Origin of the sequence: Paenibacillus sp. V4I9 (assembly GCF_030817295.1) — a bacterium.
GTDB lineage: Bacteria > Bacillota > Bacilli > Paenibacillales > NBRC-103111 > Paenibacillus_E.
Genome location: NZ_JAUSZE010000001.1, coordinates 4749150 through 4772290 on the forward strand (window position 1 = coordinate 4749150; position 23141 = coordinate 4772290).

Below are 23141 nucleotides of genomic sequence, written 5' to 3' on the forward strand. Positions count from 1 at the left end.
TATTTGGTTCCTTAAACAATACCCAAGTTTACCTTTATCATAACAGTTAAATTTTTACAGTCAAAAGGCCTGTATATGACTATATACTTCGTATTAATTGTAGTTTTGTGTCTCATTAAATGGAAAATAGCAATTTTCAGGAGTAAAGGTCTAGATGTTTTGATTACATAGACCTAACCATTTGACGAATAAAAAACTGAAAAGGATTTCATTGCTATAAAAAAATTCATCCTTTTGTACCATGAATTTCCTGCGGAATTTTCATTTATTAACGCTTTTTAGGTCGTTTTGGGTCCTTTTCGGACCTCTCAGAGCACTTCCCCCCCCCCCGCTTCGACACTGAGCGGTCTATTTTCGACCTCTCAACCTGACCATATAAAAAAAGAACCCGCAAAATTGCGAGTTCTTGTCATTTCTGATGATGTTCTGATAATCCTCTGAAGATTCTCCATCATTTACTGATATTTCCGAATAAACGCAATCGCGTTCGCAATGTCTACCTCAGGCTTCTCCCCAACTTCACGCTCAATGGTCAAATAGCCCGTATAACCAATGTCACGAAGCGCCTGAAAGTATCGCTCGAAATCGACATGACCTTCACCTAGAGCAAGCTCTCGATAGTAAGGTCCTGATGTCGCTGCCTCGGCGATAAGCTCGTGACTCATCGGTTGATAACCGAGTGAACCGTAGACTTCGCGAGGGTCTGCCTGGCGCAGCCGGATACCGTCCTTCACATGCGTGTGGACAATATAATCCTTCAACGTGATAACCCCTTGAACAGGATCATCGCCAGTCACCATCACCATATTCGCCGGATCAAAGTTAACCGAAACGCCTTTGGTGGACAACGCATCTAGAAAGCTTTTCAAATGAGCGGCTATTTCCGGACCAGTTTCCACGGCAAAATAAGCACCTAAGCTGCTTGCATACACGCCTAATTCCTCACACGCATGCAGCATCGTTTCATAGATAGGGCCATTGGCCTGCTCAGGCACGACACCGATGTGAGTGGTTACGACCTTTGTTCCCAGCTCAACCGCAAGGTCGAGAATACGCTTTGATTTTTCAATTTTGTCTGCATTCACCGACTGATCTTGGAAGCCATGACCGCCTAAATCCCCACACAAAGCAGAGATGCTAAGCCCCAATGACTCGATGTAAGCTTTTAATTCCTTACGCGCTTGAGGTGATAAGTTCGCTGGGTCCATCTCACCTGAAACTGCATATATTTGTACTCCGTCTGCACCGAGCTCTTTGGCTTTCTTCAAACCATCGCGCAAGCCTAGACGCAGACTGTCAACCATAATGCCAATCGGATTCCCCATATGTCATCAACACACCTTTCGTATCGCTGAATTATATTGCCTATTCCACATCTTCCCATAACCTTCTAATATTTTGCAATCCAATCATCGTACCCATTTTGCATTCCTCCATACCTTCGAATTCCAAGGAAATGAATCCGTCATAGCCGGAGCTTTTAATAACGCGCAATACTTCTTTCATATCAATATCACCATTACCCACAATAGCGCCGCGCAAATGATTGCCTTGCAGGGTCTGAAACCAACCCTTGCCTGGATTTTGATATGAAGGACGAAGGTAAAAATCTTTCACATGGACCATCGAAGCGAAAGGCAGATTATTTTTCACCGCAGCAACGGGATCTTCATCTACACACATGAAATTGCCTACATCTAACGTTGTGCGGAAATTGGCACGGTCTACGGCTTGAATTAACGTTTGAACGCGGTCACTATGCTGCACAAAGTATCCGTGATTCTCAACGCTCGTTATGATGCCATATTGCGAAGCATAGTCAGCAATTTGCCGACAGGCCTCCGCCATACGTTCAAGTTCTTTGTTAAAGTTCGCAATAGAACGATCCTCACTTTGTGCGACATCATGGCGCATTCTTTGTACACCAAGCCTTGCAGCAATATCGACTTCCCCTTTGACCCGTTTAATTTCCTGTTCATAGGCCTCTTGAGAATCAGTTAGAAAGTTTGCTCCAATCGCATAATTAGATATTTCGATGCCGCGTGACTGCGCCTTAACTCGAATCTCATCTGCAAGCTTCAAATTACCAGTTAATTCATAGCCAAGGGGCACAATCTCAACATGTTCGCCACCCTGATCGACAATCCAGTCAATAACACCAATAATGTCCATTTCTCCAGACTTCAGAGCTTGAAATAAACTATACGTACTAACGCCAACTTTCATATCCGTTCCTCCCTATCTATCCCTAGTTGCTATAATCTGATTTCCTGGCCTTTGGCAGCTGATTCATAAATACCACAAAGGATTTTCATCATAGTAAGTCCATCTTCAACAGGACTAATCGGTGAATTCCCAGTTCGACAACAGCTTAGAAAATGACTGATCTCCTGATTAAAAGCTTCTGTTATGTTAATAGATTTGCTATCTGTCTGCGGCGTTACATTTAAAATGGTATCCAGCATTTCCGTGACGAGAACAAGCTCCGGCTCCAATTCCACTCCGCCCTTATCTCCGTACAGCTTGACCGCGATTTCATCCTTTTTGGCATGAAGGGTAAAGCTAACATCAACCATGAGGGAAGCCCCATTTTCAAACCGAATTAAGGCATTGGCCATATCTTCAACGGTATTCAAATCCACATTATAATCGGCTGCTTTGTAAAAGGAAAGATTGCGTACATTTGCCCGATTCCCGAGCTTGTTATACGTATGACCACTGACCGAAACAGGTTTAGGTCTCCCCATTAAATACCAGCATAAGTCAATCACATGTACACCAATATCAATTAAAGGTCCTCCGCCAGATCGTTCCGAGTCAGCAAACCAGCCCCCTGGATTACCTAATCGACGAAGACACGAAGCTTTGGCATAGTACAATTCTCCCAAATCGCCATTATCGATAAAGCGCTTAACGAGCTGTGCATTGGTATCATATCTGCGTACAAAACCGACCTGCAGAATTTTCCCTGTTTCACGAACGGCGTCTTGAATGCGCTCAGCCTCTTCCACGGTTTTGCAAAGTGGTTTCTCTACAAGAACATGCTTGCCAGCACGCAAAGCTGCAATGCTAATCTCAGCATGTGTATTATTCCATGTACAAATACTTACAGCTTCCACCTCTGGATTGGCCAGAAGCTCCCGATAATCTGTGTAAATATGCTCAACATTATACTTGGCGGCTTTATCCTCCGCTCTTTGACGATTCAAATCACATACGGCAACCAATTCTGCGTCTGCTTGCTTAACATAGGACTCAAAGTGCATATCAGATATCGAGCCTGCTCCGATTACACCAATTTTCAATTTGTTTATGCTCATTTCAAATACTTGCCTCCTTCGTGTCATATGCAATCAGGATAGCATGATTTTTGCTGAGGTAGAATGCATAGGATGAGCATATCCATGGATTATATGGTCAAAAAAAGGCTTTCATTTTGAAGGAGTCCTTTGCTCTTTGAGCATAAAGCAAATATTAACTAGCCCAACGATGAAGAAGCTAAACCAAGGTAGAGCGCACCAACCGAGCATGCTCCCCAAGTCATACAAATTGCCAATCATAGCGCCGATGGATAAAGCAAAACTATTAAAACCAAAGCTGTTATACTGACATATTGAAAATGAAAACCCATTAAAAACGCCAAATATTGGCCCCACCACAAATCCCAAATTCCTTGTACGATGCGATGTGTCAATTTTAACAAGATACAAGATACAACAAGGTTTGTATATGGACTTTCTTTATGTAGGCTTGGGTATATTATGGCTGTTTAATCAACTAGTTCGTGTGAACGCTCCTCATGTAAAACAAAAAAAGATCAACGTCATCAGCATGCACACTGGACGTTGACCTCGCATCTACTTTCTAACAACCACCTGTTTGGGTAATAAGGCATACTCGGCTGGCTTGTTGATATAGTAACCTTGTACTCCCCAACAATTCATTTCCTTTAACATCCTATATTGTTCATACGTCTCGATGCCCTCTGCGATTACTTGCAGGTTCAGTGCATTGGCCATGGCTAAAATGGCTGAAATTAGAGACACATTCATTTCGCAAATGAAAGACCTGTCAATCTTCAACTTATCTATAGGAAGTAAGGTTAACATGCTTAACGAGGAATAGCCGGTTCCGAAATCATCTAAAGCAATGGTAAATCCTTCAGCACGCAATCTACGCAACGTTTGTTGGACATCTTCCATCGAGTGAATCGTCGTGCTTTCCGTTATTTCTAATTCCATTACACGTGGGTCCACATGCTCATCTTCCAATATTTGAAGCATTTGATCAACGAAAAGTTGTTCATTTAATTGAATCCTCGAAATGTTGACGGAAATTTTAAATAGTGGACCATATTCTGCTTTTAAAAGATGCCAATCCTTACAAGCTTGCCGGATGACCCAGTATCCAATCGGAATTATCAATCCCGTTTCCTCGGCAACCGGAATAAAGTCATTGGGTTGGATCATTCCCATGTTGGCAGAGTTCCATCTAAGTAGAGCCTCGGCTCCAATGACTTCCTCCCGAACCGGATTATAAATAAGCTGATAATGCAAATGCAATTCTTCTTTCTCAACCGCTACTGAGAGTGCAAGCTCATGAATGAAATTCTCAACATGGTCGTATTTAGATGAAGCTTCGAAGATATGAAATCTTTTTCTTCCCGCCCCTTTGGCTTTATACAAGGCAATATCCGCTTGTTTTAAAAGCGTTTGAATGGTTTCACTATTCACACTTTGAGCCACACCAATACTTACGCTTAACTTCATTGGATGATCATTTACCGTAAAGGGAGCCACAAAAAGTTGACTAATTTGGTCGGCAGTTTCCTCAGCTTGTCCAAGTGCACCCATTGCTACGACGACAAATTCATCTCCACCTAATCGTACAAGTATATAATCCGCACCAAATTTCTCAACAAGACGATTTGCGACCTCTACGAGTACGGTATCACCTACATCATGTCCGAAAATATCATTAATGTTTTTGAAATAATCCAGATCAAGTAAATAAATGATCGATGGATTGTGCACATGCTCAAGCAAGAATCTTCGATTATAAAGCTTACTAAGATCGTCATGATAGGCATAATGATAAAGCAAATTTTCGTGTTTTTTACGCTCGGTAATATCTCGAGTAACCGTGACGATGAACTCCATGTCACCGCTTTCATTGAAAATAGGCGTAAGTATACTTTCTCCGCTTAACATACCATTGGGTAGAACAACGCCATCCTCATACTTAATGGTTCGTCGTTCGGTAACCACTCTCGTATATTTCTTATGTAAATAGTTCGCCATCTGGCTTGTGTTTATATCAAAAAACGATAGACCGACAGCATCCATTGTAATTCCACTGAATTTTGTAGCGGCATGATTTACATAAAAGTATTTGATATCCGATCCATCAACACTCATGATGTAAATCGAGTCTTCCATATTATCCATCATGCTTAGGAGTGTCTTAACATCAAGTAATTTATTCGCAGGATTTATCATATAAACGACTCCTCTATACTCACAACAACCCTATAACTGTCTCTAAGTTGACTGGATATAGCATTCGACAGAAAACTTCATTTTCCTTCTTTTTCCTTCCATCCTTTCTTTTAAAGCATGCCTTTCTCTATTTGGGGATATCAGTCCAAAAGGCTTCTTAAACTGTTTTCCGATTCACTTTTCTCAAAAATTGCAAGGTCCGCTCATTCGTTGAAGCGTCAAAAATATCGGTTGGCGTTCCTCTCTCCACAATCGCGCCTCGATCCATAAAGACAACTTGGTCCGCCACTTCTTTGGCGAAGCCCATTTCATGAGTCACAATGACCATCGTCATTCCTTCAAAAGCTAGATCCTTCATCACCTTTAGCACTTCGCCTACCAATTCCGGGTCAAGCGCAGACGTTGGTTCATCGAATAATAGTACCTCTGGGTTCATCGCCATTGCTCGGGCAATTCCTACCCGTTGTTGTTGTCCACCAGACAGTTGATGTGGATAATGATCGGCACGATCACTAAGTCCGACCTTATCTAAGATGGATAAAGCCTTATCCTTCGCGGTTTTCGAGGATTGTTTAAGGACAATAACAGGGCCTTCCATAATATTTTGCAAAACGGTTAAATGGGGAAATAAGTTATAGTTCTGGAACACCATACCGGTTTGTTTACGGATGGACCGGATGTCAGTCTTATTCAATTTGACTTCACCTGAAAATGTCATTGTCGCTTTGGCTATCGAGAGGGTCCCCTGATCTGGAAAGTCCAATAATTTCAGACATCTTAATAGGGTCGTTTTGCCGGAACCGGAAGGTCCGATAACGACGGTCGTGCTCCCTTTTTCAACATCCAAATCAATATCGTTCAAGACGTGGAGGTCATGAAAATGTTTATGTATCCCTTCCATTCGAATCATGCTGGGCCCCCTTACTTGGCAATGTTTCGTTCATAATGGATCTCAAGCTTGGATTGGAAATAGGAAAGAACGGTACTGAAAACTAAATAAACGAAGGCCACCTCGATATAAAGCCATAATGGCTCATAAGTAACAGCTGCAATCTGCTGCCCTTTCTGAAACATTTCCGTGACCGTAATCGTGGCCGCCAATGAAGTGTCTTTGATTAAACTTATGAAGGAATTTCCTAATGGAGGAATAGCGACTCGCACGGCCTGGGGTAAAATAATGCGCCTCATCGCCTGCCATTTCGTCATATTGATCGAATAAGCTGCCTCACTTTGGCCTTTTGGAATCGACAATATCGCGGCGCGAATGATTTCGGAGCTGTACGCTCCTTTATTTAACGTAAACCCGATAATGGCTGTCGGAAAAGGATCCAGCGTTATTCCCAAACTCGGAAAACCATAAAATAGAATAAACAACTGGACAAGTAATGGCGTGCCGCGGAAAACCCAAACATAAAATCTCGCTATCGCCCGGAGCATGGCAAAGTCCGATAAGCGAGCAAGCGCCGTGATGAATGCCAAGCTAAGTCCTAGTGCAAATGTGATTAAAGTAAGCGGAACTGTGTATGTAAGCCCCGCCTTTATAATAGGAAAGAAGGAATCGGACAGGATCCCTATGATTCGATCAAGACGTTCATTTGTCATTAGGCTAGGTCCTTACTTCGTTACGTCGGCATTGAACCATTTTTGCGAAATTTGAACCAATGTACCGTCCGATTTCATGTCTGCTATCGCTTTATTTACTTTGCTAACTAAATCCGTACTTCCCTTGCGGAACAAAAAGGCGTTGCTCGTCGCTGACGGCTCCTCATAAACCGTTTTGATCGGGAGTTCAGGACGCTGCTTTTTCAAATCCAAAAAGGACAAACTATCGTTAAGCGTCGCATCGATCCTGCCCGAAGTCAGTAGATCAATCGCTTGATTAAAACCCTCCACAGCGGTAATTGCGGCTCCGTGCTCTTCTGCAATTTTCCGGTAATTACTATCGAGGGATTGTCCAACCTTCTTGCCTTTAAGGTCATCCAACGTCTTGATATTCGTATTATTGGCATGCACCACAAGAACAGCGCGGGAAACAATATAAGGCGTCGACATGTCGTACTTTTCCAAACGATCCGGGCGAACAGCCACTTCGTTGGCCACCATGTCATACCGCTTCGCATCGAGTCCCGCAATCATGCCATCCCACTTGGTTTCAACAAACCGCGGCGTCATGCCAATCCGTTTACATACCTCTTCTGCCGTCTCGACATCAAACCCGGTCAGCTTGCCAGCCTTATCATGAAAAGTGAAAGGTGCATACGTACCTTCTGTGCCAATCGTAATTTCGGCCTTACTCGGCGAGGATGCTGACGGTGTTGCGTTTGGTTTAGTCGAACTACAGCCTATCGAAGTCAGGATTACTACAGTAACTGCAGTTGTTGCAAGAAATTTTTTCATTTTAATAACCCCCTGTGAAATAACCCTTTTTGAGTTAAAGGTATTATTCCCCATGTGAAGGAATTTTAAGAAAAAAAATGTAGTGTGAGAAAATATGCGCCAGAGATAAGTGCAAGACGAAGGTGACGAAAGAGACGAACGAATCAGTAGAGTCTGAAGGCCGGAAATCGGCTTCTCAGTCCCAACCCGCCAAACCTTCCCAACTTGAAAGCACGTGCTGTGCTACTCTATAGCATCGCACACGAGCATGACCTTCTCCAGCAGGTTCAAGGAGTGATTTCTGATACATTCCTTTAAGAGTTTCTTGTGCTTTTCTTTGTCGGAACTGAAATTGTTTTTGAACATCAGCAGGTTTGATTGCTCTTCCTAATGCATGGGCAAAACGAATGATTTCTTTTTCAATATAATTAAGCTCTATTACGTGGTTAAATACATCTCCAAAGTGTCTGCCAATGCATTGCTGGATTAATTGCTCACACATGCGAGGTCGGTTTTTTACATCATCATAAGAGAAACGAAAAATTTTCCAACCATCTAAAATAAGGTGGTTTTGTCGGATTAATTGGTCTGAGAATTGGGAACGACTGATATCAGTGAAATGAGGACCAAAGCCATCAATTTCAATAGCTAGTCTGAGTGAGTGGCGAAGAAAGGCGAAATCCAAAAAGCGCGTACCGTCGCGAAAATCTTTGATCTCATATTCCGGATGCAAGTCTTGAAAATGTCCAAATGCGTTCCACCAAATCTACTTCTCCGCATGTCCATGACCCTCTTTAAGTCGCTTTAAACGCTCCCCGTCCCTCATCGAATTGTTTAGCTAAAAAGGCTTCATGTGCTCTTTCAAATTCATTCATAAATGTATAGCCCACCTCCAGAAAATAAATAAACCGCTCCTCCGAACAGCTGATGCTGATCTAGAAAAGCGGCGTGTGCTTCACAACCGTTTGATATTATTTTTATTCAATGATAGCATATCATACAAAATTTAACAATTAAACTATAGGGGCTATTTCACGTTCAGCTAAAAGCGCGTTTTCCGCGCTTATTCAGCACGAACGCGCGGGATGGACTGCTGAGAAGTCGATTTTCGGCTTCTCAGACTCTGGCGGTGAGCTTCGGCTCGCGGAGCTCTCGCTGTAAGCGCGGTATCCGCGCCTATTTGTTCTGGGGCGCCTGAATAAGCGCATTTTCCGCGCTTATTCTGAACGGACGGCGCGGGATGGACTGCTGAGAAGTCGATTTTCGACTTCTCAGGTTCTACCGGTGTGCTTCGGCTCGCGGAGCTCTCGCTGTAAGCGCGGTATCCGCTCCTATTTATTCTGGGGCTCCTGATTAAGCGCGTTTTCCGCGCTTATTCTGAACGAACGACGCGGGTTGGTCTGCTGAGTAGTCGATTTTCGACTTCTCAGACTCTGGCGGTGAGCTTCGGCTCGCGGAGCTCTCGCTGTAAGCGCGGTATCCGCGCCTAATTGTTCTGGGGCGCCTGATTAAGCGCGTTTTCCGCGCTTATTCTGCACGGACGGCGCGGGACGGGCTGCTGAGTAGTCGATTTTCGACTTCTCAGACTCTGGCGGTGAGCTTCGGCTCGCGGAGCTCTCGCTGTAAGCGCGGTATCCGCGCCTAATTGTTCTGGGGCGCCTGAATAAGCGCGTTTTCCGCGCTTATTCTGCACGGACGGCGCGGGATGGACTGCTGAGAAGTCGATTTTCGACTTCTCAGGCTCTACCGGCGAGCTTCGGCTCGCGGAACTCTCGCTGTAGGCGCGGTTTCTGCGCCTATTTGTTTGGGGGCGCACGATTAAGCGCGGCTTCCGCGCCTATTTGTTCGGATCCGCATCGATTAAGCGCGTTTTCCGAGCTTATTCTGCACTGACGCGTGGGACTGATTGCTGAGAAGTCGATTTCCGGCGGTATTTATGCTAGAAGGATGAAAGAGACCTACCGCCAAAGGCAGATCTCTTTTATTTACCTACATAAAATGATAGCTGGATGCGTCCTTACCTTTTAAATTATAGCGTTGGTAGTGTTGGTAATGCGCTTTATATAGATTCCCATTCTTACTAGGCGTGTATGTCAAATACAACTGTTTGCGGCTTACGTCGGACAAATTGGCCCCACTTTGATGAGGTGTAAACGAATGGAAGATGATCACATCACCTGGATTTGTTTCTACGATAACACCTTTTGTAGGATCAATCTCAGCAATTTCTTCCGCATTCATGTTGCGCAGCTCACTTGGCGTGGAACGCAATCTTTCGTGATAGCCTGGGAACAATTCCAACCCGCCATTTGCCGTTGTCGCCCCATCAATTGCCACCATCACCGAGATCAGACCTTCAATCGGGAAGCCTTGCCACCAAGAAGCATCCTGATGCATCGAGTAGCCATTCCCGCCTGGGAGCTTAAAGATGAGTTTATCCTTGAAAAGAAGCGGTTCGTCCAAATAAATATCACGCAGTGGTGATAAAATGCGCTCATCCTTCACTAAATCAGCAAATACCGCGGAAATGTCATGAACGGGGTCCAGACGTTCGATCGCAACTCGGCCATCCGCATAGACCTTGTGACCTGCACGAATGTTAAACTTATCGGTATAATCGCCTAATGTAAGCAATTGATCGCATTCCGTTTGGATGACTTTCGCTTCATGTTCTGTAAATACGCCCCGCAGTACCAAGTACCCCTGCTCGTTATACGTTTGAAGCTGCTCTTCTGTTAAAATACTCAAAGATTTCTTTCTCATTGAAATCTCCACCTCTCATTTGTTTTTTTGCCTCTCACATTGTGTGATCGACTTTCTTATAACCTTATATTACAGCCATGCATTCCCTTAATCCATGCACTAGGTTATACTAATTCATATACTTTTTTGCATGAAATTGGAGGGTGAGTACATGTTTGGAAAGCTCCAAATTAATCGGTACTATTTTGGTAAACAAAGAGAGCAATTTTCTCTATCCGAAGACACTTATGATGGCTGGGGGATGCTCGCTGCCCAATCCGGTCGATTCTCCTACACTTTAGAGGGCGCTGAACAAGGGGAACGGATTGCCGAATTCGGGGAACTTGTTTTTTGCCAGCCAGGCCAAACGCTCAGGCGCCTTGCTCTTGAACCAATCTCTTTTCATTTCGCTGAATTCACGTTAGATAGTAGTTGGACGCTGCCAGGTAAAATCCGCATCAAGGATGTAGGTAGGCTCAGCTCCACCTTTCAATATTTGCAAGAATGGCAGGAAGAAGCGGATCATGGTGATCTTCATTGGGAGGTCGTTCATCATCTCATTGAAGACCTTCTTTTCATGGCAAATCGGGAGCAGCTCACAGCGCAGCGTAAGCGATCCGGAACGTCTGATCCCTTGATGAATCAAGCGGCTGCTTATATAGAAATGCAGGCTTTCGAACATGAACTGTCCTTGCAGGGGCTAGCTGTCACTCTTGGTATTGGCGCATCTCAACTTACTCGGCGATTTCAAGCTGCGTATGGTATGTCACCTATTCGGTATGCAACAAAGGTTCGACTATCCAGAGCACGCTTGCTGCTGGCCGAAACGCCAGACACACTCGATGCCATTGCTGAGCAGTGCGGCTTTCAGAATGCTTTCTACTTCAGCCGTGTCTTCTCGCAGCAAATGCAAATAAGCCCTTCCGCCTATCGAAGGACATTCCGTGTATGAAACAGGGCCGCTGATCGTTAGTTCGAGCGGATCAGCGACCAAATTAATCACTATTCCTTAGATAATGGAATAGTTAATCCAATCCCCTTGAACCCCACCCATTTTCTCAAAAAAATGTTGAGCTCGTTTATTATCAGGAGCCGTTATCCAAGACATATACGCATATCCTTGATCCTTTGAGTAACCTTGACATTCTAAAAACAGTTCTGATTCCACTTCTGTTCCTCTAAATGGCTCAATGACATAAAGGTCGTTCATGATGGCAATTTTGTCCGCTTTCATCGTACTAAATGCGAAGTATAAGGTAGCAAAGCCGACTAGCTTTCCATCTTGTTCTGCGACAAACTGTATACCTGATTGTTTCTCTAAAAGGGTTTGAATCAACTTATGTATTTTTCCATCGACTGGCCTAGGTTTCTGATAAAATCCAACGATGTATTCATACATTAATTCGGTCAAGCTGTTTTCATCATCAGGTTCTGCGTCTCTCACGATAAGTGGCATTAATAATTCCCTCCATTTTCGATATTGCATAATTATACAAATATATGAATTAATATTCAATGATAAATTTTGTATTGCCGTTATTCAAAATAAAAAAGAGAAGCCGCCACGATAGCGCGCTTCTCCACCAAAACTTTGATTCCATATAGGATGAACCTGTTAGTAGCACGTCCTTTTCACATTTGGAATACTATCATTTTCTGACTTCGGACTCCTATGCCAGCGGTTGCGCTCGTATCCACCATTTTAACGTTGCGATCTCCCGAACGCTTCCTCTCTAGGGAGGATGTAATATTTCCGCCGAAGATAGAATCCCAGTAGCGAGGCATTCCATCAATCGTACTCTCCATTCCTCCGTTCCTTAGTGGCGTATTCGGATCCTTCACCAACTCCCGGAAATCCGCATCGTCAAAATAGGATGTTCCGATGTTCCCTTGCCCTGAATAGACTCTCAGGCTTGCGTAAACAGCTCCTGTCGGAGCAGTTTGACTGATTCCGAGCTGCTTCCATTGATTTAAGGTATTATTAGTGGCTGTTGGGAAAAGGATGAGTGTGTTACTCGCGTCCCAAAACTCCAGATAAAGGGATGAGCTGCCCTGTGCATTGTAAGAATACACGGAAGCCTCATAATCTTTTCCAGGTGTAACCGAAATCTTCTGACTGCGCAGACCAACGGATGCCGTACTGCTATTATCCGTTAACTGTACGCTGTAAACTGCGCTGTGTACGGTGTACGTTGAAGATGTCACCGTCCCGCTCATAACGGACCAGTTAAGAGGCTTTCCACCGGAAACCTGCTCGAATCCACTGTTAGGAAGAATCGGCAGCGGGTCCGCTTTTGCTTTTCCGGGAAATACCGTAATTACCGAAAGCACCATTAGAAAAGACAGGAAAACAGATAGAAACTGCGATCCTCTAAATCGATACATTAATTACCATTCCTTTCTAACTAAAATTGGAATAATCATTATCTTATAAAGCGCTTTCATTTTATGACTTCGTTCATTATAAAGTCTGTGGAGGGACAAAGATATGCATTCGTTTCAACAAATTGTCTACAAATTCAATATGGATCTAAAAGTCATTCTATACTTTCTGATTAAATCAAAAAAAGGGCTGCCACAGCAGTCCCCTTAACATTCATTCATGAGCGTGACCTTCATCTCGTCATCATTTCGCATACGCGTATTTGCAATTTAACATGCTCTTAGTCCTTCTTCAGCCACTGATCTAAAAATAAATACGCCATCATGCGAATTTAACTGGAAAGTCATCGCAATCATGATCCGATCTCCCGTTCAATAAGCTGTTCCAAACCTGTTTCTGCAGAACGATATACAGCCTCCAGAGCAGCTATGACGCCTCGCGCATACGCTGGAGAGCAGCTTGTTTCCGAATGGTCTCGTATGGCCGTGAGCAAGTCGGAATACTGCAATTCGAATGGAGAAGCCGTGTTTAATGTTTCCAGCTTCTCATACTCACCGCCCCGACTCATCCATAAGCTTTCACCGGTTACTAGTTTCAGCATACCGCCCGTAAACATGATCTCCGTTTCATTGCGTGATGCCCCTAAGTAACCCGATTGAACAATCGTCGCAGGAATGCCTGAAGTAAGTTCCAGATAAATCATGCCGCTGCCTTCTACATTACCCCTGCTACCATGATAGCTCACCGATGATTTTAATTTATGGACTGTACGATTCGTCAGCCACTGAATTTTATCGATAGAATGCGTACCCAAATTGGCCAGAATGCCTCCGCCTGATTTTTCTTTTTCAAGAAACCACTGCGGACGCGAGTCTTGGAAGTAATTCGTATGTCTGACATCTTGAATCATGACGAGCTTTCCTAATTCCTCACTTTGAATGATCCTTTTGGCCTGTATATTTTCAGCAATATAGTGCTGTGTATGTCCTACCAAGATGCGAATATCCGCTTTACGTCCAGCTTGGATAATCTCATCGCATTCTGCTACGGACAAAGCCATCGGTTTCTCCAGCATCAAATGACAACCATGTTCCGCTGCAAACACGGCTGTCTCTTTATGCAAATAATGAGGCAATGCGATGACCACCACATCCGGTCTTTCCTGTTTGATCATTTCCCGATAATCGTTATAGGCCATTATTTCATAGAGCTGGGCAATTTCATTCGCTTTATCAAGATTGATATCTACAACCGCGTAAGCTGCAAATCCTGTCGTTGCTCGGATAGCATCAAAATGTTCTTTGGCTATAATACCCGCACCAAGCACCGCTACCCTTAATTTTGCTTTTTGCATGGCCGTTTCATCCTTTCCCGATTCTACAAATATACCTCTAAACCGGTTTCACGACTTTCATTTGCGGCTTCCAAGAATCGCATGATCTGCAGTGTCTCTTCCATGTCGATATCAGGTGTTCCTGTTACAAACATGCTCATAATTTTCTCCATTAAGCTGGCATAATACGGTTTCGGATGTCGATATACATCGATAAACTGCGTTTTGGTTTCCCTATGCAGCAGGGCGCCAAATTCTGAGTTGCCTTTGCGATTACCGCGAATCGTACCGATGATACCATTTTCCCAGACGCCGGTAATGAGATCATACTCTTCATTTGTAATGGCCGAAACCTTCACACAACCTTTACCCAGCGTTTTAAAAAGCATCTCAGCCGTATGTACGCCATACCAGTATAGCCCCAGCTGTGTGGGTTGCATAGTCAGCGGACCATAACAATCCATGCCGATAATGCTGCCGCTTTCAGATTTCAGGAGCGTCTCCGTCAATTCTTCGGCATAACGAAGCGATGAACAGCTCATCATCGTTATGCCGTTCAGCTGTGCTAGTTCCACAATTGCCTTCGCATCGGAAGAAGAAAGAGCCATTGGCTTATCGATGAAAATCGGTTTGCGATAAGCAGCGATGCGACGAAACTGTTCGAGATGAACTCGAGCGTCGACCGACACCATTAGAATGGCATCGCAAGCATCAGCCACTTCCTCCGGCGAATCAACGATTTTCACACCATACTTGTCGCGAACTTGCTCCGTAAACCCCACCACGCGCGAATAACTCATCTCAAAGTCGTCTGAACCACTTGGAAATGCAACCGTCACTTCCCCGCCAGGCACATAATAAGCATGGTTCTTATCGTTTAGCAATTGCGTAAATGCGGGAGCATGCGATGAATCGAGTCCTATAATACCAATTCGAATCGGTTTACCAGACATCATCTGTAAATCCTCCATTCAACAATCAATCTGCTAACCATTCGGACAAATGCTTCTTAACAAATTCATCGTCGTTCAATTTCGGATAATCCCGATAGACACGGTCAATTTCCTCCATTTGTCCGTTAGACAGCTCTTCTTCAGGATTCAAACACCAACGCCCTTCCAGAAGACCTTGTCTCCTAAGCACCTCATGAATCCCGGCTATACAGCCTGCAAACCCATTCGCTGTATCAAAAAATGCCGCATTGGAGTCCGTAACTTCTATATTGCGAGTCAACCAGTGGGAATTTAGACTTTCATCATTTCGCACAAGTTTAATGGCCTCCAAGAGTTCAACTGCCTTTTGCGTCCAAACAGACCAATGACCCAATAAACCGCCCACTATTTTTTTCTCAACCTTGGTTCCATTAACGACAAAATGGTAAGTAGTCAGCAAATCATTCACAATATTATCGTCATTGCCTGTATACAAAGCGATTTCATCTCTCCGCTTGGAATTACATACGGCACGCACGACATCGATCGTTTGATAACGGTTAAACGGTGCCATTTTGATACCAGCCACGCCAGAGATGTTCGCAAACTCTTTCCAGAAATCGTAGCTCAATACTCTTCCACCGACAGAAGGCTGTAGATAAAAGCCGAATACCGGAATGATCTCCGCGATTTTGGCAATTCGCTTCAGTAAGTCCTTCTCTGTCCAACTCTGAAGTCCTCCCATGCTGACTAAACCGAGATCATATCCGAGACCCGCTGCCGTTTCTGCTTCGTAAACGGCTTGTTCTGTTGGACCGCAAATACCAGCTATTTGAAGGAACGGTCTGTTTACCTTGGCATTATTTACTTCTTCGGATGCTAATCTTAGCACCTTTTCGAAAAGATTATGCTCCTTGTCCCTGATCTCAAACTGTGTCGTATGCACAGCAACTGCGATGCCGCCAGCACCAGAAGACATGTAATAACGTGTCAGCGCACTTTGTCTGCGTTCATCCATCTCCCTGGCAGCGTTTAAAGCCAGCGGATGTGCGGGAATAACCAATCCCTCGTGCAGAACCTTGTTTTTTTTCTAAACTAAGCGGTTTAAAACTGCTCATCTTTAATATTTCCCCTCCCTCTCTTGGAAATGGGTTGGTTTATTCCACGTATGACCATCGGCCAAACACCACTCCGCGGTCCATTCAATCATTTGCTGCAGGGAAACTTGAGGATAACCGAACAATTGATGGGCTTTTGCAGAATTGCTCAATAAAGCAGTTGGCGATTCTTCTCCAACAAAAATAGGTTCCACACCAAATCTTTGGCCAAACATAGTTGCCGCCCAACGCATCGATAAAGTTTCAGGACCGGATACATTCAAGAATGTAGGTGGGGAACTGGATATATTCAAGGAACGAATAGCCATTTCATTAGCATCCCCTTGCCAGATACAGTTCACATTTCCCATGGTGATGTTGATAGGTTTTCCTGCTTTAACCGATTTAGCTATTTCCAAAAGCACGCCATAGCGTAAATCCACCGCATAATTCAGTCTGAAAATGGTCAATGGCGTATTATATTTACTGGAAAAATGTTCAAAAATCCGCTCGCGTCCCAAACAAGATTGGCCATATTCTCCGATCGGTCCTGTCGCCGTATCTTCTGTAGCTCCTCCATGAGCCACTGGTGTGAATGGGTACACATTCCCTGTAGAAAAAGCGACAATACGAGAGTTTTTATATTTTTCCGCAACACGTCCTGGGAGGTAGGCATTCATTGCCCATGTAAAATGTTCATTTCCCATCGTGCCAAATTTATTTCCCGCCATATAAATAACATTCTTCACATCAGGCAGCTGCTGAAGCTGTTGATCGTTCAATAAATCAACGGAGATCGTTTCAACACCGTCTGCTTCCAGCTCCTGTTTTAATCCTTCGGAAGAGAACCGCGAAGCGCCAAACACCTTTTTATTTACACCGGCTTCTTTGATAGCGTTCATGGCTAACCTAGCCAAACTAGGTCCCATCTTACCGCCAATACCAAGTAACAGAATATCCCCATCGAGTGCAGCAATATCATTGATTAAACCGGCCGAAGGCTGAGCTAGCCTTGTTTCTAATTCATGGATTGTTTTCATGTCGTTCTCCTCTCGATTTTCAAGTCTACATCCCTATTTTAATGAGCCGACACATTAAAAGACAAGTCTTTAAAATGTCTATATATAAACAGAAGGATAGGACGAATCCCTTCCATCTCACCTTAGCTCCTCATACTTTCATCCAGGAACGCAAACTCGAAAATTTGCCGTGGACGGCCTTTCGGCATTTTCTCCATACCGCTAGTCCGGACTAAACCTGTATCCGACCATTCCAACAGCAATCGATGAGTGCTTCTAACCGTAATGTTGAACAGCAAAGCTAATTCTTGAACGTTATACTCTTTCTTGCCGGTACGGGCATAGGTTACAAGTAACCTGCTTAAGTAGTGGGAGGTCATATTGGCGTTCTCTGCTTTTTTAATAAAGTCAGGATTAACCAATTCCAAATCTTTCACCTGGGCATCCACCATCTCCAAAGGTCCAAGTATGCCTCTGTCCTCTCTAACAATAAAGCATGAGTTGCCGCTCGCCTCCTTTGATTTCCGCAAAGCCGATCTTGCATTCGAACCCGCTTCATTGGCCGTTCTGCCGAATCCAACACCGATACTTAGCGTTAACTGATAGGATCTATAGATTTCTGATGCTAGAGGAACTCTTTTGTATCCTGCCGTTTCTTGTTCAAATATCCCCCTGGTTGTAAAAAATAAATATTCATCGCCTCCTAGGTGCGTAAGATGACCTCGTAAAGAATCCACATAATCCAGTAAAATTCGGTGAATATTGAGCTTCAGCTTTTGAATTTCATGCTCCGAGTTATGGCGAGCGACGATTTTGCCAAAACCATCCACATTAATCAGACCCACTACGATCTGAGATTCCTTGCTTTTCCTCGCATCTGTCGATAGAAGCGCTCTTTCCAGAGCAACAATGATGTCCTGTGTGGTTGGCACCATCCATTCATTAGGTATTCCTAAATCATTTAATTCAGCTGATATTGAATTGATTCCAGTAAGCGCTCCTGACACCAAACCCTTGTTAAAACAATCTTTATGGAATTCCAACAGTTGTTCTCTTGTGGGGTTGCTTGCCTCATCATAGCAAATGATTTTCAAATCTTGTTCATCGATTTCTTCCAAAAATCGTTTTACCATGACTGGAGTTACCGTATCTACACTTATGGCATTACCAACCATTTTCAAATTAGCATTTACATTTGCAAGTTTTTTTTGAATGTTGTAAAAAGCCTTATATAATCCAGTTTCGTTATATCGGACATAATGAACAGGTACTACCGATTTCACTTTCTCCAGAACTTTTCGGTATGGAACTGGACCGCATAATAACAAGACTTCCACTTCATTCTTTATTTCATCCGATAAATTTGGAGTTTCCAATTCATTCTTAGAATACCTGACAACGGGTTCAAAGGTGGGGAAGTTTTTGATGACTTTGACGATCCTTGACACCATATCCTTGGGTCCGACAATGCCAATCTTAACCCCAGCACTAGCACTGCTGTGACCTATTATTTTTCCTAAAGTATCAATGGGAGATCCCTCGCTTTATTTTCATTTATTTCAACATAGCTTGAATTCAAACACCCGACTTTAACCCAAAACAACCTTGCGCGAAAGCTCTGTGCGCAAGGCCGAAGGATGATCTGAATCGGATTGCCAAAGCAAGAGCGGATCCACATCACAGTAATTATCAGAATACTGCGCAAACTCAACTTAAATATAACGCAGATAGGCCTCTGCCTTCAAGCAAGGTAACGCTTCCGTATGAGTTAGGCAGATTACATCTCTTTTCCGAAGACTTTCACAACATAGAAGCTGGGCAGCCCTTTGGATACATCGGTCACAATAATGCGTAAATACCTGATCCCTGATTCATGAAATTCATCCATGCCCATTTCTTGTCCCGTTTGTCTTTGAGAAGCCACCGCTTTCCAATGGATATCATCGGATGATACTTCGACTTGATATTCATACTCCGTATTATCACTTTTCCAATAGATCTTACAGCCATCCAACTCGTAGAACCCGTCAAGATCTACCTTCCACCACCCCGGCAGGACATTATTTCCAGCACTCCAACGCTCGCTCCACCGATCAGCAATGATATTGCTCGTTGCTTGACTAGCGCTGCATCCAGGAAGCTCTGAGCTGGCTTTCGCCGGTTTATTGACCGCAACATCCGTCCAGTGTTCCCAATATCTAGATGACGGTGGCGAAAAGAAGGTAATCTGATCTACCTCATATTCCGGTTTTTGATCAGATGGTACTTGTGATTTTCCTGGTACAAATGGCTTAGAAATGGGCTGCGATATGATTTCTACAGTCGCCGATTTCAATCCATCTGACTCCGCAAGCAGTGTGATTAGGCCTGGTTCCTTCTTCGCACGAATTAGAACCCCGATGGCTCCCGCTTCCGCCTCTATTGGGTTTGACCCCACTCTACTGTCTCCATCACCGACAATTTCTGCCGGTCCAGTCAACTGGAATGCAATCTTATTGTAGGCATCCGGAACAACAGTTCCATTGGCATCTCTCACATAAACATGGACCATGATTAAATCAGAACCATCCGCTGTAAGATCAACACCGCAATCATCTACAGATAATGTTAAATGATCCGGAGTCCCCGGCGTCATGACGGCATGCGTTGCTACGATAACATCATCAACAATAGCTTCAGCCATTAATGTTCCCGGCTCCCATTCTACCCCTTCGAATGTGAAAGGTGCATGCGGCATACTTCCATAGCTTGCGTTTGGTTTCTTAACACCGAGAAGCCTTCCGTTTAGATAGAGCCTAATTCGTTCACAGTTGCAATAAATCGTAATATCCCTTGTTGAAGTCAGTGTCCAATCATTAGCAATGAATACCATTGGCGTTGTACGAATACCCGATATTTGTAAAGTAGGTTCACTTTGGCTTTGAAATAAATAATAGCTATATTTGGGTAAACGAAATAAATCCAGTGCACCACAACAGCTATATTATCGTAATAGCCCCTGTTCGTATCAATCCCGGTCCATAGCGCTCCGCCGCTAAGTCCTTTTGTAGCTAGAATATTATTTAAAATGTCGGTGCGCTCTTTCGAAGACTGCAGCATGCCAGACTCGCCGCCTGGATAGAAATCTCTTGTCCCTCTTGAACATCTGAGATGAGTATGCCTCGGACCCGCCTGCTCCAGATAATGGTCTCCCCATTCCCTGATGAACGATCCCTGATGATCACGAAGTGCTGCTCCATAAACGACATCATAGTCAATGGCTGCAATTCTGTAATTGTCACAGGCTGCATAGCATTGATCACCCGGATATTCGGCATGTGTGACCTCTAAGGCTGTTCGTGTATATTGTTCACTATAATCGGTTTCGTTCAAGATAGGCTCCCACAATACGATACTAGGGCGATTCCGATGATAACGAATCATCTCACGTATATCTTGATAGGATCTTTCTTTAAAAGTATCGTTATCCCTGAACCACTGCCATCCAGGTGTCGGCACAATACACATCAGGCCTAATTCGTCACAGGCGTCCATGAAAGCCGGAGATTGCGGATAGTGTCCTGTACGAATGATCGTAAATCCACCTTCTCTAAGCTTGATTGCATCTCTTCTATGAAGGGAATCAGATAGGCCATCTCCCACATATACATATTCCTGATGTCGGTTGGCACCAATTAATTTCATTAATGTCCCGTTTATATGAAAGCCTTCACCATCAAATCGGATGTGCCGAATACCTATTTTTGTTTCATAGGAATCTACAACCACCTCGCTATCATAAACAACCGTGTATACAGTATATAGGTAGGGATGATCCGGGTGCCAAAGCTTGGGTTCTGATAACGTAACAATCTGAGTAAACGTATGATCCTTCTGTTGATCAATATTGTGTAAACCGGATGATACCTTACTAACAATTTCTTTATTATCATTTACAATATAATGGGTCACTGAGCAAGCTTTAGGGATATCATATTCATTACGTATATGCGATTGTATATTTACTTGAGCTTTAAGTGAACTTACATCCGAGTACGTGATGAATAGACCGCCGCCAACTTGTTGATTCGCATAAATGGCATCTGTGATATGCAATTTATCCATCGTATGCAGCCATACATTCCGATAAAGTCCTCCATAATAGCAAAAATCCAATTCACCTTGAGGTTTACCTGGTGGAACATCCGGCATATCAGAGTTGTCTAGCTTCACCACAATCACATGATCTGTTTCTCCATCAGCCGTTACGTGATCCGTAATATCTAAAGTGAAAGGCAGATAACCGCCGTAATGTGTCGAAAGATGTTTCCCGTCAATCCATACATCTGCCGTATGCTTCGCACCTTCGAATTCTACAAATATTTTTTGATCCTTATAGGCCTTATCCACATAAAAATGTCTCCGATACCAGGCGATTCCCAGATAGTTCAAGCCTCCACTGCAGTGTGCAGGTTCTACCCTCACTGTGTGAGGAAGGTGAACAATCTCCCAAGCGGAGTCATCAAAATCATCCGCTTCTGAACCTTGTATATCCCCCCGAAAAAAACGCCAATCCTGATTAAAACTTAATTTATTGCGATGAAGATCTTTTTCAAGTTCTTGGAAGATACCCAATTCATCTAGTGTATTCATGCCATACTCCTCTCAACTCATATGTCTATAAGTTAATTTTAAAGAGTAGTCGTATTAAAGACAAGTCTTTAAAAAGTCCTTATATGAGTTGAGGATGCATTCGAATCCATGACAAGTAAGCGCGAAAACCGCGCTTACAGCGAGAGCTCCGTGAGCCGAAGCTAGTTGGTAGAGCCTGAGAAGGCGGAAATCGACTTCTCAACAGATGGTTTTGCGCGTCTGTGCGGAATAAGCGCGGAAAACGCGCTTATTCCGACGCAACCGAGTAAATAGGCGCGAAAACCGCGCTTTCAGCAAGGGATAGGCGAGCCGAAGCTAGTTGGTAGAGCCTGAGAAGGCGGAAATCGACTTCTCAATAGATGGTTTTGCGCGTCTGTGCGGAATAAGCGCGGAAAACGCGCTTATTCCAACGCCACCGAGTAAATAGGCGCGAAAACCGCGCTTACAGCGAGAGCTCCGTGAGCCGAAGCTAGTTGGTAGAGCCTGAGAAGGCGGAAATCGACTTCTCAATAGATGGTTTTGCGCGTCTGTGCGGAACAAGCGCGGAAAACGCGCTTATTCCGACGCAACCGAGTAAATAGGCGCGAAAACCGCGCTTACAGCGAGAGCTCCGTGAGCCGAAGCTAGTTGGTAGAACCTGAGAAGCGGAAAGCGACTTCTCAATAGATGGTTTTGCACGTCTGTGCGGAATAAGCGCGGAAAACGCGCTTATTCCGACGCCACCGAGTAAATAGGCGCGAAAACCGCGCTTTCAGCGAGAGCTCCGTGAGCCGAAGCTAGTTGGTAGAACCTGAGAAGGCGGAAATCGACTTCTCAGTAGATGGTTTTGCGCGTCTGTGCGGAATAAGCGCGGAAAACGCGCGCTTATTCCGACGCCACCGAGTAAATAGGCGCGAAAACCGCGCTTTCAGCGAGAGCTCCGTGAGCCGAAGCTAGTTGGTAGAGCTTGAGAAGGCGGAAATCGACTTCTCAGTAGATGGTTTTGCGCGTCTGTGCGGAATAAGCGCGGAATAAGCGCTTATTCCGACGCCACCGAGTAAATAGGCGCGAAAACCGCGCTTTCAGCGAGAGATTGCCGAGCCGAAGCTAGTTGGAAGAACCTGAGAAGGCGGAAATCGACTTCTCAGTA

19 protein-coding genes are annotated in these 23141 nt (G+C 44.2%); 1 reads left to right on the forward strand and 18 read right to left on the reverse strand.

What is annotated here, in order from left to right; genetic code table 11:
- Nucleotides 1-455 precede the first annotated feature (455 nt).
- The 9 genes from QFZ81_RS22360 to QFZ81_RS22400 all read right to left on the reverse strand — a co-directional run bounded on the left by QFZ81_RS22360 (nucleotide 456) and on the right by QFZ81_RS22400 (nucleotide 10637).
- The gene (locus QFZ81_RS22360) at nucleotides 456-1325 is read right to left on the reverse strand and encodes a sugar phosphate isomerase/epimerase family protein (RefSeq protein ID WP_307441347.1); all 870 of its coding nucleotides are present in this window, start codon (nucleotides 1323-1325) and stop codon (nucleotides 456-458) included.
- 40 nt (nucleotides 1326-1365) lie between these two features.
- Entirely contained in the window at nucleotides 1366-2226 is an 861-nt protein-coding gene (locus QFZ81_RS22365; protein ID WP_307604763.1) for a sugar phosphate isomerase/epimerase family protein, read from the reverse strand.
- 29 nt (nucleotides 2227-2255) lie between these two features.
- Nucleotides 2256-3320, reverse strand: a complete 1065-nt coding sequence (locus tag QFZ81_RS22370; protein WP_373462615.1) for a Gfo/Idh/MocA family protein — start codon at nucleotides 3318-3320, stop codon at nucleotides 2256-2258.
- Between the two features lie 537 nt (nucleotides 3321-3857).
- On the reverse strand, nucleotides 3858-5498 hold the full coding sequence (locus tag QFZ81_RS22375) for a putative bifunctional diguanylate cyclase/phosphodiesterase (protein WP_307604764.1): 1641 nt from the start codon (nucleotides 5496-5498) through the stop codon (nucleotides 3858-3860).
- A gap of 157 nt (nucleotides 5499-5655) precedes the next feature.
- Complete coding sequence (locus QFZ81_RS22380; protein WP_307441341.1) at nucleotides 5656-6408, reverse strand: amino acid ABC transporter ATP-binding protein; 753 nt, start codon at nucleotides 6406-6408, stop codon at nucleotides 5656-5658.
- An 11-nt stretch (nucleotides 6409-6419) separates the two neighbouring features.
- Nucleotides 6420-7100, reverse strand: a complete 681-nt coding sequence (locus QFZ81_RS22385) for an amino acid ABC transporter permease (RefSeq protein WP_307441339.1) — start codon at nucleotides 7098-7100, stop codon at nucleotides 6420-6422.
- A 12-nt stretch (nucleotides 7101-7112) separates the two neighbouring features.
- Nucleotides 7113-7895 carry an amino acid ABC transporter substrate-binding protein gene (locus QFZ81_RS22390; RefSeq protein ID WP_307441337.1) on the reverse strand — a complete coding sequence of 261 codons (783 nt, stop codon included), beginning with the start codon at nucleotides 7893-7895 and terminating at the stop codon, nucleotides 7113-7115.
- 175 nt (nucleotides 7896-8070) lie between these two features.
- Nucleotides 8071-8607 carry a PDDEXK family nuclease gene (locus tag QFZ81_RS22395; protein ID WP_307441336.1) on the reverse strand — a complete coding sequence of 179 codons (537 nt, stop codon included), beginning with the start codon at nucleotides 8605-8607 and terminating at the stop codon, nucleotides 8071-8073.
- A 1256-nt stretch (nucleotides 8608-9863) separates the two neighbouring features.
- Entirely contained in the window at nucleotides 9864-10637 is a 774-nt protein-coding gene (locus QFZ81_RS22400) for a phytanoyl-CoA dioxygenase family protein (protein ID WP_307441335.1), read from the reverse strand.
- Nucleotides 10638-10788: 151 nt separating this feature from the next.
- On the opposite strand from QFZ81_RS22400, the gene QFZ81_RS22405 reads away from it, so the two are divergent.
- Complete coding sequence (locus QFZ81_RS22405; protein WP_307441334.1) at nucleotides 10789-11568, forward strand: helix-turn-helix domain-containing protein; 780 nt, start codon at nucleotides 10789-10791, stop codon at nucleotides 11566-11568.
- A 57-nt stretch (nucleotides 11569-11625) separates the two neighbouring features.
- Here QFZ81_RS22405 and QFZ81_RS22410 read toward each other — a convergent pair whose 3' ends face one another.
- The 9 genes from QFZ81_RS22410 to QFZ81_RS22450 form a co-directional block, all read right to left on the reverse strand.
- A complete protein-coding gene (locus QFZ81_RS22410; protein ID WP_307604766.1) occupies nucleotides 11626-12072 on the reverse strand; it encodes a GNAT family N-acetyltransferase in 447 nt (148 codons plus the stop codon).
- A 176-nt stretch (nucleotides 12073-12248) separates the two neighbouring features.
- A complete protein-coding gene (locus QFZ81_RS22415; RefSeq protein WP_307604768.1) occupies nucleotides 12249-13001 on the reverse strand; it encodes a carbohydrate binding domain-containing protein in 753 nt (250 codons plus the stop codon).
- Nucleotides 13002-13351: 350 nt separating this feature from the next.
- On the reverse strand, nucleotides 13352-14353 hold the full coding sequence (locus tag QFZ81_RS22420) for a Gfo/Idh/MocA family protein (RefSeq protein ID WP_307604770.1): 1002 nt from the start codon (nucleotides 14351-14353) through the stop codon (nucleotides 13352-13354).
- 23 nt (nucleotides 14354-14376) lie between these two features.
- Nucleotides 14377-15288 (reverse strand): Gfo/Idh/MocA family protein, encoded by a 912-nt coding sequence (locus QFZ81_RS22425; protein WP_307604772.1) that lies wholly within the window; start codon nucleotides 15286-15288, stop codon nucleotides 14377-14379.
- A gap of 22 nt (nucleotides 15289-15310) precedes the next feature.
- On the reverse strand, nucleotides 15311-16327 hold the full coding sequence (locus QFZ81_RS22430) for a dihydrodipicolinate synthase family protein (RefSeq protein ID WP_307604774.1): 1017 nt from the start codon (nucleotides 16325-16327) through the stop codon (nucleotides 15311-15313).
- 57 nt (nucleotides 16328-16384) lie between these two features.
- Nucleotides 16385-17401: an NAD-dependent epimerase/dehydratase family protein gene (locus QFZ81_RS22435; protein ID WP_307604776.1), complete on the reverse strand. Its 1017-nt coding sequence runs from the start codon at nucleotides 17399-17401 to the stop codon at nucleotides 16385-16387.
- Between the two features lie 122 nt (nucleotides 17402-17523).
- On the reverse strand, nucleotides 17524-18831 hold the full coding sequence (locus QFZ81_RS22440) for a GTP cyclohydrolase IIa (RefSeq protein ID WP_307604778.1): 1308 nt from the start codon (nucleotides 18829-18831) through the stop codon (nucleotides 17524-17526).
- A gap of 326 nt (nucleotides 18832-19157) precedes the next feature.
- Nucleotides 19158-20252 (reverse strand): galactose-binding domain-containing protein, encoded by a 1095-nt coding sequence (locus QFZ81_RS22445; protein WP_307604780.1) that lies wholly within the window; start codon nucleotides 20250-20252, stop codon nucleotides 19158-19160.
- Nucleotides 20222-22012 carry a glycoside hydrolase family 2 protein gene (locus QFZ81_RS22450; protein ID WP_307604783.1) on the reverse strand — a complete coding sequence of 597 codons (1791 nt, stop codon included), beginning with the start codon at nucleotides 22010-22012 and terminating at the stop codon, nucleotides 20222-20224. The genes QFZ81_RS22445 and QFZ81_RS22450 overlap by 31 nt, the downstream gene beginning before the upstream one ends.
- Nucleotides 22013-23141: the final 1129 nt, after the last annotated feature.